General features: G+C 31.6%; 10 protein-coding genes. All 10 read left to right on the forward strand.

Annotated elements, in window-relative coordinates:
- The first annotated feature begins 49 nt into the window (after window positions 1-49).
- The 10 genes from BLV79_RS08500 (at window position 50) to BLV79_RS08545 (ending at window position 14,722) form a co-directional block, all read left to right on the forward strand.
- Window positions 50-2,323: a glycogen/starch/alpha-glucan phosphorylase gene (locus tag BLV79_RS08500; protein WP_074718081.1), complete on the forward strand. Its 2,274-nt coding sequence runs from the start codon at window positions 50-52 to the stop codon at window positions 2,321-2,323.
- A gap of 225 nt (window positions 2,324-2,548) precedes the next feature.
- Complete coding sequence (locus BLV79_RS08505; protein WP_074718083.1) at window positions 2,549-3,973, forward strand: alanine/glycine:cation symporter family protein; 1,425 nt, start codon at window positions 2,549-2,551, stop codon at window positions 3,971-3,973.
- A gap of 86 nt (window positions 3,974-4,059) precedes the next feature.
- Window positions 4,060-5,022, forward strand: a complete 963-nt coding sequence (gene mmuM, locus BLV79_RS08510; protein ID WP_074718085.1) for a homocysteine S-methyltransferase — start codon at window positions 4,060-4,062, stop codon at window positions 5,020-5,022.
- Window positions 5,023-5,094: 72 nt separating this feature from the next.
- The gene (locus BLV79_RS12890; protein WP_074718088.1) at window positions 5,095-6,450 is read left to right on the forward strand and encodes an LbetaH domain-containing protein; all 1,356 of its coding nucleotides are present in this window, start codon (window positions 5,095-5,097) and stop codon (window positions 6,448-6,450) included.
- A gap of 181 nt (window positions 6,451-6,631) precedes the next feature.
- The gene (locus tag BLV79_RS08520; protein ID WP_074718090.1) at window positions 6,632-8,113 is read left to right on the forward strand and encodes an alpha/beta hydrolase-fold protein; all 1,482 of its coding nucleotides are present in this window, start codon (window positions 6,632-6,634) and stop codon (window positions 8,111-8,113) included.
- Between the two features lie 272 nt (window positions 8,114-8,385).
- The gene (locus BLV79_RS08525) at window positions 8,386-9,357 is read left to right on the forward strand and encodes a tetratricopeptide repeat protein (RefSeq protein WP_083354513.1); all 972 of its coding nucleotides are present in this window, start codon (window positions 8,386-8,388) and stop codon (window positions 9,355-9,357) included.
- 115 nt (window positions 9,358-9,472) lie between these two features.
- Complete coding sequence (hflX, locus tag BLV79_RS08530; RefSeq protein WP_074718092.1) at window positions 9,473-10,723, forward strand: GTPase HflX; 1,251 nt, start codon at window positions 9,473-9,475, stop codon at window positions 10,721-10,723.
- Window positions 10,724-10,824: 101 nt separating this feature from the next.
- Window positions 10,825-12,156, forward strand: coding sequence for a hypothetical protein (locus tag BLV79_RS08535; RefSeq protein WP_074718094.1), 1,332 nt, complete (start codon window positions 10,825-10,827; stop codon window positions 12,154-12,156).
- Between the two features lie 53 nt (window positions 12,157-12,209).
- The gene (locus BLV79_RS08540; protein WP_083354514.1) at window positions 12,210-12,920 is read left to right on the forward strand and encodes a DUF6320 domain-containing protein; all 711 of its coding nucleotides are present in this window, start codon (window positions 12,210-12,212) and stop codon (window positions 12,918-12,920) included.
- 92 nt (window positions 12,921-13,012) lie between these two features.
- Window positions 13,013-14,722, forward strand: coding sequence for a LicD family protein (locus BLV79_RS08545; RefSeq protein WP_074718096.1), 1,710 nt, complete (start codon window positions 13,013-13,015; stop codon window positions 14,720-14,722).
- The last annotated feature ends 204 nt before the right edge of the window (window positions 14,723-14,926 follow it).

The following is a 14,926-nucleotide window of genomic DNA, read 5'->3' on the forward strand; positions in this document are numbered from 1 at the left end:
GAAGACTGTTCCCTAGAGTAGTGTGCCAGGATATGGAGGATATTTACGAATGAAAATTAACGGCAAAGAAAAAGATTTTGCAACAATCATTAAAAAGAAATATGGAAAAGGTATTGCCAAATGCACAACAAAAGAGTTATATGATACTCTTTTAGAAACAGTAAAAGAACTTGCAAAAGAAAAAGAAAGCAACGAAGGAAAGAAAAAACTATATTATATTTCAGCAGAATTTTTAATTGGAAAGTTATTATCAAATAACTTAATCAACTTAGGAATTTATGAAGAAGTTAAAGAAACATTAAAAGAAAACGGAAAAGATTTAGCTGACTTGGAAGAGTACGAGGCAGAACCATCACTTGGTAATGGCGGACTTGGAAGACTTGCAGCATGTTTTATAGATTCAATTGCAACACTTGGTTTAAACGGAGACGGTGTTGGACTTAATTATCATTATGGATTATTTAAACAGGTTTTTGAAAAAAATTTACAGAAAGAAACACCTAATCCATGGATTACAGAAGATAGCTGGTTAAATAAAACAGAAAAGACATATGAAGTTAATTTTGGTGGATTTAAAGTAAAATCAAAATTATATGATATCGACGTTGTAGGTTATAATAACAGAACAACAAAATTACATTTATTTGATATCGATACAGTAGATGAATCAATCGTTGGAGAAACAATTGATTTTGATAAAGAGCAGATTGAGAAAAACTTAACACTTTTCTTGTATCCAGATGATTCAGATGATAAAGGTCGTTTATTAAGAGTTTATCAGCAGTATTTTATGGTAAGCAATGCAGCAGCATTAATTATTGATGAAGCAGTTGAGAAAGGTTCAAACTTGCATGATTTAGCTGATTATGCAACAATTCAGATTAACGATACACATCCATCAATGGTTATTCCTGAACTTGTTCGTCAGTTACAGGAAAAAGGTTTATTAATGGATGAAGCAATCGAAATTGTTTCTAAGGTTTGTGCATATACTAACCACACAATCCTTGCAGAAGCACTTGAAAAATGGCCAATCGCTTTCTTAGACAAAGCAGTACCACAATTAATGCCAATTATCAGAGAACTTGATAACCGAATTAAAGGAAAAGTAAAAGATGAAAGCACATACATTATTAAAGACGGGTTAGTACACATGGCTCATATGGATATTCATTATGGTTATAGTGTAAATGGTGTAGCTTACTTACATACTGAAATCCTTAAAAATACAGAATTAAATAATTTTTATAAATTATATCCAGAGAAATTCAACAACAAGACAAATGGTATTACATTTAGACGTTGGTTAATGGAATGTAATCCTGAGTTATCTGCATTAATTACAGAATTAATTGGAGACGGTTGGAAAAAAGATGCAAACGAATTAGAAAAATTAGGTAATTTCGTTAATGATGATGATGTATTAAATAAAGTTTTAGATGTTAAACATCAGAAGAAAGTTGAATTAAAGAATTACTTAAAAGCAACACAAAACATTGACATCAACGAAGATTCAGTCTTTGATATTCAAGTTAAGAGATTACATGAGTACAAGAGACAGCAGATGAATGCATTATATGTAATTAACAAGTACTTTGAAATTAAAGAAGGTAAATTACCTAAGAGACCTATTACAGTATTCTTTGGTGCCAAAGCGGCTCCAGCTTATGTAATTGCAAAAGATATTATACATTTAATCCTTTGCTTACAGCAGATTATTGAAAAAGATCCAAAAGTAAATAAATACCTAAAAGTTGTAATGGTAGAAAACTACAATGTTACATTAGCTGAAAAATTAATTCCAGCTTGTGATATTTCTGAACAGATTTCACTTGCATCTAAGGAAGCATCAGGAACAAGTAACATGAAATTTATGTTAAATGGTGCAATTACACTTGGTACAATGGATGGTGCAAACGTTGAAATCGCAGAGCTTGTAGGAGATGATAACATTTATACATTTGGTGAGTCATCAGAGACTGTTATTAAACGTTACGAAGATGCAAGCTATGTATCAAAAGATTATTATGATGAAGATGAAGATTTACAGAAAGCTGTAGATTTCATTGTAAGCAAAGAATTATTAAAAGTTGGTTGTAAAGAAAACTTAGAAAGATTATATAACGAATTATTAAATAAAGACTGGTTTATGACATTCCCAGATTTTAAAGACTTTGTAGAAACAAGAGATAAGGTTTATGAAGACTTTGAAGATAGAAAAGCATGGGCTAAGAAAATGTTAATCAACATTAGCAAGGCAGGCTTCTTCTCATCAGACAGAACAATTGCTCAGTACAATGATGAAATCTGGAAGTTAAAATAAATGTAGTAAAGTTAAAAATGTAATACAATTACAGACTAACATTATTGCCATTTTATGAGAAAATCAGAGTTATAGAAATATAGAATTATAAATAATATAAAATTATAAAACAAAGATTACAGAAATAGACGGCGTTTAAAAGCGTCGTCTATTTTAGTTGACAGGATAAAAAAAATATATATATAATGTCATTATGCTTTTGAAGACTAAAGGAGAGTTTTATTTATGAAAAAGTTTACAGATATTTTGATGACTATTGATGATTTCATGTGGGGAAACTGGATGACAGGTCTTGTTTTGACAGTGGGAGTACTTCTTTCAATTCGATTTTTATTCCGTTATCAACGAAAAATTATTTTTAATGCGAAAAACACCTTGGGAACAATGTTTTCTGCAGGTGAGGGTGATGGTACAATTTCAGGATTTAAAGCAGCTTGTACAGCACTCGCTAATACTATTGGAACAGGAAATATCAGTGGTGTCGCAACTGCTATTGTAAGTGGTGGCCCAGGTGCTTTGATATGGATGTGGATTTCAGCCTTTTTTGGAATGTCGACAAAGGCTTGTGAAATAATAATTGGTCAAAGGTACAGAGAACATTATGAAAAATCAATGGATGAATATGTGTGTGACCGTTCATTCGTATTGAAGAATGCTTTTGGCTGGAAAAAAGGAGCAACAGTTTTAGCAGTATTTTGTTTTATTTTTGGACCATGGACGTGTTGTGTGCAAACTGAAGCAGTTACAAGTTCGGTAAATCAGGCATTTGGAGTTCCTCCAATTATAATGGATGTAATTATTGGAGTAACATGTTTAGTTACCATATGGGGTGGTCTAAAAAGAATTTCAGAAGTAATGAGTAAAACAGTTCCAATTATGGCAACATTATATATTATCATGGGTTTAGGAGTAATTATTTTTAATTATCAGGAAATACCAAGAGTTATTATGTTGATTGTAAAGAGTGCGTTCTCTCCGGTATCAGCTGTGGGTGGATTTGCAGGTGCAACAGTAAGAGATGCCATACAATTTGGTGTTGCCAGAGGAATCTATTCTAATGATGCAGGTACAGGTTATGGAATGATAGCTCATGCCAGTGCAAAAACGGATCATCCTGTGCGTCAATCTTTATGGGGATGGGGAGAAGTGTTTTTGGACACATTTGTAGTTTGCTCGATTACTGCATTTACAATTATTATGACAGGTTCATATTTCAAAACAGACGTAACAAGTGGCGCATTAACTACTTTTGCGTTTACTTCAGCATATGGAAAAATTGGTGGTCAGCTGACAGCAATAGCAATCACAGTTTTTGCCTGGACAACAATTATAGGAATGTATTATACATGTGAAAAAAGTGTAAATTATGCATTCGGAGATTCGGATGTTAATCGTAAAATAAGGCCGTTTTACATAATCTATTACATGATTCCATGTGTGATTTTTTATAACATTAAAGCGGATGTTTTATGGGCATTTACAGATATTTTGTCAGCCTTCTATGTTTTGATTACAATTTTTATTATTTTTGCAAAAAGTAAAGAAATTTTTGGATTGTATGATGATTTTTGGAAAAGATATCTACCTGCAAAGGAGCGTGGAGAAGCCGTGGAGTATGTAACATTTGACTGCAAAAAAATCCAGGAGTAAAATAATTAGAAGATATCAGGATTATACAAAATTTAATTTTGAAAAAGTAAATTAATACAAATAAAAAAACAGGAGACCAGGTTTAAATGGGAAGAATAGATGATTTTTTAAAACAAGGTAAATTAATCGTAATGGATGGTGCTATGGGAACGGAGCTAGAAAAACGTGGATATAACGTAAGTGATGCTTTGTGGAGTGCTAAATTTTTAAAAGAAAATCCTGATGCAATCAAACAAATTCATAAAGATTACATGGAAGCAGGAGCAAATGTTGTTACTTGTTGTAGTTATCAGGCAACAATTCCAGGTTTTATGGATGCAGGTTATTCAGAAGCAGAAGCCGAGGTGCTTATTAGAAAATCAATGGAAATTGCACTTTTAGCAAGAGAAGAATGGTGGCAAGAATCAGGAAAAGAAAAGGGATGTGACTACCCAGTAATTGCAGGAGATATTGGACCTTATGGCGCATATCTTGCTGATGGTTCTGAATACTCAGGCGCATATGATCTTACTAAAGAGGAATATAAAGATTTCCATTCAAAAAGAATAAACATTTTAAAAGATGCTGGGGCTGAAATTTTTGCAGTTGAAACTTGTCCAAAATTGGATGAGGCGAAGGCGGTTGCAGAGTTGCTAGAAGAATTAGATAGCGATTTTTGGGTGAGTTTTACAGTTAAGACACCGGATAGAATTAGCGATGGAACACCTATAAAAGATGTTGTTGAATGCATGAATAAATATAGTCATATTAAGGCAATTGGGGTTAATTGTGTTGCACCAGAAATTGTTGAAGATATAATTTTAAATTTAAGAAACGAATCAGATATTCCAATTTGCGTTTATCCTAACAGTGGCGAAGTTTATGACGGAATAAATAAAGTTTGGAATGGTGCACCAGACGGTATTTCTTTTGCACAAAGAGCAAAAAAATGGCAAATCGCAGGTGCTCGATTTATAGGTGGATGTTGCAGAACATCACCGGATGATATAAAAGAAGTGGCAAAATTGAGAGATATTTCTACGAATCCAATAATTATAAAGGCAAAATAGAATTATTTTTCAATAGAAAAATACAATAAAAATGCAATAAAAATACAAGGAAAATCAAAGGAGAATACAAGTATGAGTTTGTTAGGAAAAATCAAAAATTTTTTTGGTAGTGATGAAGTAGAAAAAGAACAATTAAATCAAAAGTATAGTTTTACCGAAGAAACAAGAGTTGTAGATGGTCATGTGCTTCATAGAATCAAAGCACTTAAAACGATTGAACGAAAGGATGTACGTGTAAATAAACGAGAGTTAGGTGGTTTTGTTGAAAGTTATAAAAATTTAGGAAACAATGGTAATTCGTGGGTCTTCGATGATGCGTGTGTATATTGTGATGCAGAGGTATATGGTAATGCTGGAGTTTGGAATAACGCGAAAGTATTTGATGCAGCTCATATATGTGGAGATGCACAAATAAAAGATAATGCCCAGGTGTACGGAAACGCTTATGTAGAGTTTCATGCACAAGTAATGGATAATGCGCATGTATATGATAGGGCAATTGTGGAATCAGATGCCAAAATATCAGGAAATACAAGAGTGTATGGAAATGCAGAGATTTCTTTAGATGCATGTATTAGTGAAAATGCACAGGTATATGATGATGCGCGTGTATACGGTGGTGCACAGGTATATGGTGATGCGCAGATATATGAAAATGCGTTAATAGATGATAATGCTAAAGTATATGGAAATGCCAAAGTATATGGTAATGCATTTGTGGTAGATAATGCTAAAATCTATGAAAGTGCGGAAGTATATGGCGATTCTATAGTAGAAGATGACAGAGTAATTTGTGGTTATGAAAAAGTTAATGAGCCTCTAGAAGATGAAGAAGATGATGATAAAAAATATGAAATCACAGATGAAACAATTGTCGTTGATGGACGAGAGTTACATCGTATAAAAGCAATTAAAGATTTTGTACGAGAAGATAAAGATGGACAAGAGAGCCATGTTAATGTGGAAAATTATGGAGGTTATATTGAAAAAGAAGATAATCTATCTCACATGGATGGAGCATGGATTTATGATGATGCATGTGTCTATGGAAATGCTTGTGTAGATGATGATTCAGCAGTTTTTGATTGCGCCAAGGTACATGGGAACGCTTCTGTAGATGGAAATGCAAAAATTATGGATAATGCGGAAATACATGGGAACGCTACTGTAGATGGAAATGCAAAAATTATGGATAATGCGGAAATACATGGGAACGCTACTGTAGATGGAAATGCAAAAATTATGGATAATGCGGAAATATATGGTACCGCAAATGTAAGTGAAAATGCAAAAGTCTATGGAAATGCTAGGATATACGATGGGGCAGAGATTGAAAAAGATGCAGAAATATGTGAAAATGCAACAGTTTGTCATGATGCATCAGTTTTTGGTAAGGTGATAAAAGGTGATGAGTATGTGGTAGAATAAACAATAATCCAATACTCAAATATTTTAGCATTCCACATCACTCCATAAATTTAATATATGAGACTTCTTTCTTGATGTCTGCTATAATTAGGATGCTTAAGCAAATATATACTCAGTCTGAGGAGAGTTTATAATCAGTAAATAGCTTTAAAGAAAAGATAAGACAGAAAAGAGAGAAGTTATGAAGAAAAAAAATATAAATCGTTATCAGCTCGGTAAACGAGTTGTGTCATGTGCCTTAGCATTAGGACTTACAGCTGGAAGTGTAAGTTTTCAAGGAAACATTCTTGGACAAAACGTTAAAGCAGCACAAGTTACAAATGTAAAAGACGGATGGTATTATATTAAAAATGTAAATGCACAGAAATATTTGCAAGTTACAAATAATCAGTCAAGAAATGGTGCTAATGTTGAATTATCAAAAGGTACTGGAGTGCAAGGTCAGAAATGGTATGTTAAACATACAAATGATGGCTATGTTACACTAACAAGTGCAGTTGGTAATTTTATGCTAGATATTGCTGGAGGAGCTAACTACGATGGAGCAAACGCGCAGATTTATTCAGCATATAGTGGTAATCCACAAAAATTTAGTTTACAGCCAACATCTAAAAATGGTTCATTTGTAATTGCAACTAAATGTAGCAATAATTCAAAATGTTTAGATGACTATAATTTTTCAAAACAGGATGGTGCTAATGTGTGTCAGTGGAGTCGTTCGGGTAGAGAAAATCAACAATGGATTTTTGAAGAAGTAGATCAAAGTGGTTCAACACAGCCAAGCAATCCACAGCCAAGTAACCCACAGCCAAGTAACCCACAGCCAAGCAATCCACAGCCATCAAAACAGATTGAAGTAAATTGTCCTGCAAGTGCAATGGCAACAAGACAAGGTGTGGCATATGGAAGATATACACACGAAACATATTATTCAAAAACTTGTAGAATGCAAAGAGGATACACTGTTTTATTACCAGAAAACTATAATAAAAACAAAAAATATCCTGTACTTTATTTATTACATGGTGTATTTGGAGATGAGAATACATTTTCTTCAGACCCAAGTAGTAAAGTAAGAGAAATTTTCTACAATTTAGCTAGAGATGGAAAAGCAAGACAGTGGATTGTTGTTATGCCAAATATGTTTGCAGCAACAAATCCAGCTCAAAGACCTGCTTTAACACCTGAAGGTTTAAAACCATATGATAATTTCAAGAATGATCTTGTTAATGATTTGATGCCATGTATTGAAAGTAGATATTCAGTTTTAAAAGGTCGTGATAATACGGCAATTGCTGGATTCTCATTAGGTGGAAGAGAAACACTTTACACAAGTATTTCATATCCAAATCTATTTTCGTACGCAGCAGCATTTTCGCCAGCTCCAGGACTTGTTCCTGCAAGAGACTGGGCAACAAATCATCCTGGAAGTTTAAAACCAGAGCAGGTGGTATATCCTAAGGCAGGACAACCAAATGCTATGAAAACAGTTATGGTAATGTGTGGAACAGCAGATAGTGTCGTAGGTCAGTTCCCTAAGAGTTATCACGAACTCTTGGCAAAAAACGGCGTTTCTAATATTTGGTATGAGGTTCCAGGAGCTAACCACGATAACAATGCAGTTCACAGTGGACTTTATAATTTCCTTGTACAGGTAGGTTAATAAAAAAACAGCATAAAAATGTATATAACACATAAAAGTTATCAGCACACAGATACATAAAAAAAACAAACATAAAAAAACATAATACATAACAAGATAAAAGAGGCTATCCGTATAATATGATATTTTTAAAATCAAACAAATATCATCTGATAGTCTCTTTTTTATTATTTGCGATGAAATAAAATTGCTTAAAACAAGTCAATTGTGTATAATTAATAGTATTGAAAAAATAAGATAAATCAAAAAAGTTCAAGAAGAAGGACAAAATAATGAAGCAAATGAAAAATAAGATTTTAACATTAGTAATGACATCTGTAACAGTAATGTCTGTTTTAGGAGGATGTGGAAGAAATGAATCGAAACAGACTACATATAAGCAATATGGAGTAAATGCATTAGAGAATGGTCAGTACAAAGAAGCCATTAAATCATTAGATAGTGCACTTAAACAGTCAAATGGCAAGGTTGGCAAAAAGGAAATTGAAATATGTTTTTACAAAGGTGAAGCACAGTATTTAAGCGGTGATGCTAAGGGTGCAATTAAAACATACACATCATTAATTAACTATGATAATAATGCAAAAGCATATTATTTAAGAGGAAATGTATATCTAAGTCAGAGTCAGGAAAAAAAGGCGATAAATGATTATAAAAAAGCTTTAGAGGAAGATGAAAAAGATTACGAATTATACATTGGAATCTATAATTCACTTGCAAATGATGGTGAAGAAAAAGAAGCAAAAGAGTACCTAAATAAAGCACTTAATATTGATAAGAATAAGGCTTATGATAAGATGCAAAAAGGTAGAATTTATAATCTTTTAGGGAAAAAAGATAAAGCAATCGGCTTATTAAAAGAAGCGATTGACGATGGTGAAAAAGAAGCATATTTTTATTTAGGAGATATTTATGCTGATAGTTCTAAAAAATCAGATAAAGATGAAGCTAATAAAAATTTCAAAAAACATATGGAAGAATCTGATTTATCATCCGAGGAATATTATAGATTCGGTAAGAGTTTAATGAAAGAAGATAAATATGGATATTCTTTAAGTTATTTTTTGAATGGACTCAAATTAGAAGAAGTTCCAAATAAACAGGCACTTATGAAGAAGGCAATTTCTGCGTATGAGCACACTGGAGATTTTAAATCTGCCAAAGAACTCATGAAAAAATATGTAGAAAGCTATCCTTCAGATGAGGCAGCTAAATCAGAATATGTTTTCTTGAAAACTCGTTAGAAGAGGTTGATAAATTTTTTGTGCTTAAAGAAAAAGTGTAAGTTTTTAATAGTGTGATTAGAAAACATTTAGATTAAGATTGATATTAAGATTAAGAAAAGAAAAGGAAAAATGTATGGCAGAAGCATTTGAAATGGAAGAATTACAAGAAAAATTAATATTAGTTGGTGTGGGTGAGCAAAATGGTGATGACGTCAACGAGTCATTAGATGAGTTAGAAGAACTTGTTGAGACAACGGGTGCAGTTGTGTGCGGAAGGATTGTTCAAAATCTTGAAATCAGAAATAATGCTACTTATGTTGGAAGTGGTAAAATTCAAGAAATTGCAGAATTAATTGAACAAACAGGTGCAACTGGAATTGTTTGTGATGATGAATTATCTCCAGCTCAGCTTAAAAATTTAGATGATGCTTTAAATGTAAAAATAATGGATAGAACATTAGTAATTTTAGATATTTTTGCAGCAAGGGCGTCCACAAGTGAAGGTAAAATTCAGGTCGAGCTTGCACAATTGAAGTATAGAGCAAGTCGTTTAAGTGGATTGGGTGTTTCTATGTCTAGACTTGGTGGTGGAATCGGAACAAGAGGACCAGGTGAAAAGAAGTTAGAAATCGATAGACGTCTTATTCGTGATAGAATATCCCAACTTAATAAAGAGTTGAAGGTTATTCAAAAACATAGGGATGTTACAAGAGCACAAAGAAAGAGAAATAATATTCCTGTTATAGCTATTGTAGGTTATACGAATGCCGGCAAATCGACACTACTTAATCATTTGACAGATGCGACAGTTCTTGAAGAAGATAAATTGTTTGCAACATTAGATCCAACAACAAGACTACTTGAACTTGATGCGCATCAACAGGTATTGTTAACAGATACAGTTGGTTTTATCAGAAAATTGCCACACAATTTAATAGAAGCGTTTAAGAGTACACTAGAAGAAGCAAAGTATGCGGATTATATTTTTCACGTAGTAGATTCTTCAAATGTAAATTATGAGCATCAGATGGAAACAGTTTATCAAACATTAGATGAATTAGAAGTAAAAGATAAAACAATTATTACACTTTTTAATAAACAAGATAAAAGAACGGATAATGAACCGTTAAGAGATTTTAGGGCAGAAAAAACTTTACTTATTTCGGCAGTAAAAGATCAGGGCTTAGATGAAATAAAAGAAGTAATTGTAAATTTACTTAGAGATAATAAAATATATATTGAAAGAATAATTTCATATCAAGATGCGGGAATTATTCAGCTTGTAAGAAAACAGGGTGAACTTGTTTCAGAAGAGTATGTTCCAGAGGGAATAGCAATCAAGGCATATGTTCCAATGGAAGTGTATGGCAAATTGCCAGATTAAAATTAAAAATTTTTTTATGTTATCATCCGATAAATTATATGTATTTACATACGTTGTTATATGATTTTTTTGAAAAATCAGTTGAATATCTATAAACTATTATGTACATATTTTTTATATGGATGATAAGTGAAAGGGGACCAAAGAAGTTGGCTGGTAGAAAAAGACGAGAAATACGTTGGGATAAACTAGATAATACGGCTAATCTTTTTCCTGTTATTGCAGGAGAGTCGATGACTAACGTATATAGAATTAGCGTCAAATTAAAAGAAGAAATACAACCAGAACTTTTACAAGAAGCTCTAAATAAAGTCCTTCCTAGGATGGATGGATTTAATTTGCGTTTAAGAAGAGGTGTTTTTTGGTATTATTTTGAAGAAAATGGGAAAAAAGCTCCCAAAGTAGTAGAAGAAAACACTTTTCCATGCAGATTCATTCATCCAAGTTCAAATAGGGATTATTTATTTAGAGTGACTTATTATTCATGTAAAATAAATCTAGAAGTTTTTCATGTTTTGACAGACGGAATGGGCGGAATTAATTTTATCAGAGAATTGACATATCAATATTTGAGATTAGCACATAAAGACTTGCAAGAAAAATTAGGTGATGAATTTAGCTATAACACATCTTTGAATAGAGAAGATAGTTTTATCAAAAATTTTAAGAAAAAAACAAAACGTGGTTATAAGAGTCAAAAAGCATATCTTATAAAGGGAGATAAATTAAGTGATGGCGAATTTGGAGTAATGCATATTTTGATGCCTTTAGATGAAATAAAGACAGTTTCAAAAAAATATAATGCAACTATAAATGAATATTTGGTGGCATGTTTTGTGTGGAGCATTTATGTTGAGTGCCTCAAAAAGATGCCAAGTGAAAAAGCGATACGAGTAGCTGTTCCGGTAAATCTTAGACCTTTTTTTGATTCGATAACAACCAAGAATTTCTTTATTATGGTTTCTGCTGAATTTATAGCAAAAAATGAAGAATATACTTTTTCAGAAGTTTTAGAAATCATAAAAAAAAGTTTACATAAACAGATAACAAAAGAACATTTAGAAAATCTTTTTTCATACAGTGTTGCAGGACAGCTTAATAAATTTGCACGTCCAGTTCCTTTATTTTTAAAAAATGCATATATGAAGATGATTTACACTAAGTCGGCGTTGGCAAATACTACAACTGTCACAAACATTGGCAATTTGAAAGTAGATGAACCTTACGAAAAATACATAGATCAGTTTTATGCATTTATAGCAATGTCCGAAGGACAATATATAAAAGGAACTATCTGCTCATACAATGGAGTCTTGGTTTATACATTTAGCTCAATTTTAGCTGATACTTCAATACAAAAATGTTTTTGTAAACAGCTCGTAAGTGATGGAATAAGTGTATCAATTGAGACTAATGGAGTGTATTCGTCGTAGAATTAAGAAATTATCCAGAAAATACGAAAAACATAACATGCATAAGAATAAATATGCAGGAAAATATACAAAATGGAAAGTTTGGTGGAAAAATGGCACGATGTAAAAAGTGTAATGTGGAAATATTAGATGATACAGATAGATGCCCACTTTGCAATTTAATATTAGAAAAAAACGATACCCCGATAAGTAATCTATATCCTATTGATGCAATTGAAATTACACGAAGATTTCGTGTTTTTTCAAATATATTATTGTTTTTATCAATTGTATTGCAAACATTTTGCTTTTGGTTAGATTATAGCATAAATGGAAGAAAAATAATGTGGAGCATAATAGTTGGCATGGTCGTAGTCTATGTCAATGTGATTTTACGTCTGACTATTATGGGAAAATCAGGATATCTATTCAAGATAGTTGGTATATTTTTTATCGCTTTGGGAATGTGTGTATGTAGCGATTTTGTAATGGGATACAAAGGCTGGTCATTAGAATATGTGTTTCCAATAGTTATTTTAGTATTAGATTTAATAATAGTGATTTTAATGCTTGCTAATCGACGAAATTGGCAAAGCTATATAATGATCCAACTTTTCCAAGTAGTATTAGGAGTAGTTTTAGTAACTCTAGGTGTATTCGGTGAAATCAAATGGGTGGTTTTAATAAATGTTTCAACTGCTGTGTCAATTTTTCTGTTTTTAGGAACAGTAATAATAGGCGATAAGAGAGCAAAAACAGAATTGAAGAGAAGGTTTCACATATAAAATGCTTTATAAATTAAAATAATACTTAACACATAAAAATAATGAAGACAGCAAAAACTAAATGTAGTGTTTCTATAAATGAGGGAAAAAATATGAAACAAAAAATTGATTTCTTTAGAGATGAGATTAGAAATGGTTTCTATGTTCCAACTTCGATAAAGCAAGCGTGGGCAACGGAATTAGATGTTTTAAAAGAAATTGATAAAATCTGCAAAAGATACAATATAAAATACTTTGCTGATGCAGGTACGCTGTTGGGAGCGGTGCGACATGGCGGTTTTATACCATGGGATGATGATATAGATATAGTGATGTTTAGGGAGGATTTTGAGTTCTTTTTGGAAAAGGCAAAAGATGAACTTCCAGAAGAATACACAATTCACGATTATAAACAAAAAGAGAATTACCATAATTTTTCAGTGAAAATAGTCAATGGACAACGAATAAATTTTGAAAGTGATTCTCTAAAAAATCACTATAATTTCCCTTGGTTATCGTGCGTCGATGTTTTCCCTTTGGATTATTTATATGAAGATTCGGAAAAAGAAAAACAAAGAGACAATGAATTGCTTTTTATGCTTGTAACAATAGAAGAGATAGAATCAGTAGATGAAATAGAATCAACAGAAAAAAATAGTGAGAAATCAGATCAAAAATCGTATCAAAAACTAAGTTCCAAGAGTTTAAAATTGTTAGACAAACTTGAAAAAACCTATAACATAACAATTTCAAGAGAAGGTAGTAAAAGAACAATCGCCAATAGGGTTAGAGAATTGTTTGTTGAGCATTCCAAAAGAGTTACCAAAGAAGAAAGTAACCTAGTTGGAATATTGCATCCTTTTATAATTTCAGGTGAGGAAGGAATTCCAAAAAATTATTATGAAGATGTTCTTTTTTTACCATTTGAAGACATAAAAATTTCAGTTCCGGTAGGGTATGATGATATTTTAAATAGAAGATATAATGATTATAAGGTTTGTGTAAAAAGCAATGCGTTACATAATTATCCTTTTTTTGAAAAACAAAAAGAAGAAATGGAAAGATTAGCAGGAAAAGAAATTTTTGAGTTTAAAATAAATCCGGATAAGCTAATTAATAGACCGATAGTTGATGTTTGTGAATGTGAAAGAGAATTAACGTTGAACGAACATTTGAATAAGGATGCCTCATTAGTAGAAAATAATGATGGAAATAGAAGAATTAAACAAGCTAAGCGAGAAATTGTTTTTTTACCAATCGGAATCAAAGAGTGGAAAAGCATGCAACCATATTATGAAAATGCAAAAAAAGAGGACGATACGGTGGTTTATATTATTCCTTTGCCACTTATGAAGAAAGATTTTTTTGGAAACATTATATCGTCAGATGAAGAAATTTTTGAATCACTAAATTTTGATGCTTATTTAAGAGAAGAATCGATAGAAGTAGAAGATATTAAAAGCTTTATTGATTATAAGATTGAAAAAAGTTGTCCAGATGAAGTATATATTCAAAATCCTTATGATAATGAAAATCCTTTACTTACAGTACCGTCAAATTATTATGTCGAGTATATGAGAAAATATGCTTTTGAAATAAAATATCTACCAATTGGCACAGTGGATGAATTTGATTCAGAAAGCATTGCAGATAATTATAATTTAAAACACTATTTGTGTAAACCAGGTGCAGTTTATGCAGACAAAATAATAGTCCAGTCTGAAAATATGAAAAAAATCTATATAAAGAAATTAGTAGATACTTTCGGAGAAGAATATACTCAAATATGGAAGAATAAAATTCAAGTAACAAAATATATATAGTTTAAAAAAGAAGTTAGAAATATCAAACAACAATTATAATACCATAAATAAAATAATTTATTTTTTTTAGTTTATTTATATTGACAGGTGTCGTGGCACAATGTAAAATGTCTATAGCTAAATTTAATGAGTTAACAAAAATAAATAAGGGGACAAATAGGAGTATAGTTAAACGAATTAAATATAAATATTAAAGGTAAATTT

This window comes from Lachnobacterium bovis DSM 14045, assembly GCF_900107245.1.
Taxonomy (GTDB): Bacteria; Bacillota; Clostridia; order Lachnospirales; family Lachnospiraceae; genus Roseburia; species Roseburia bovis.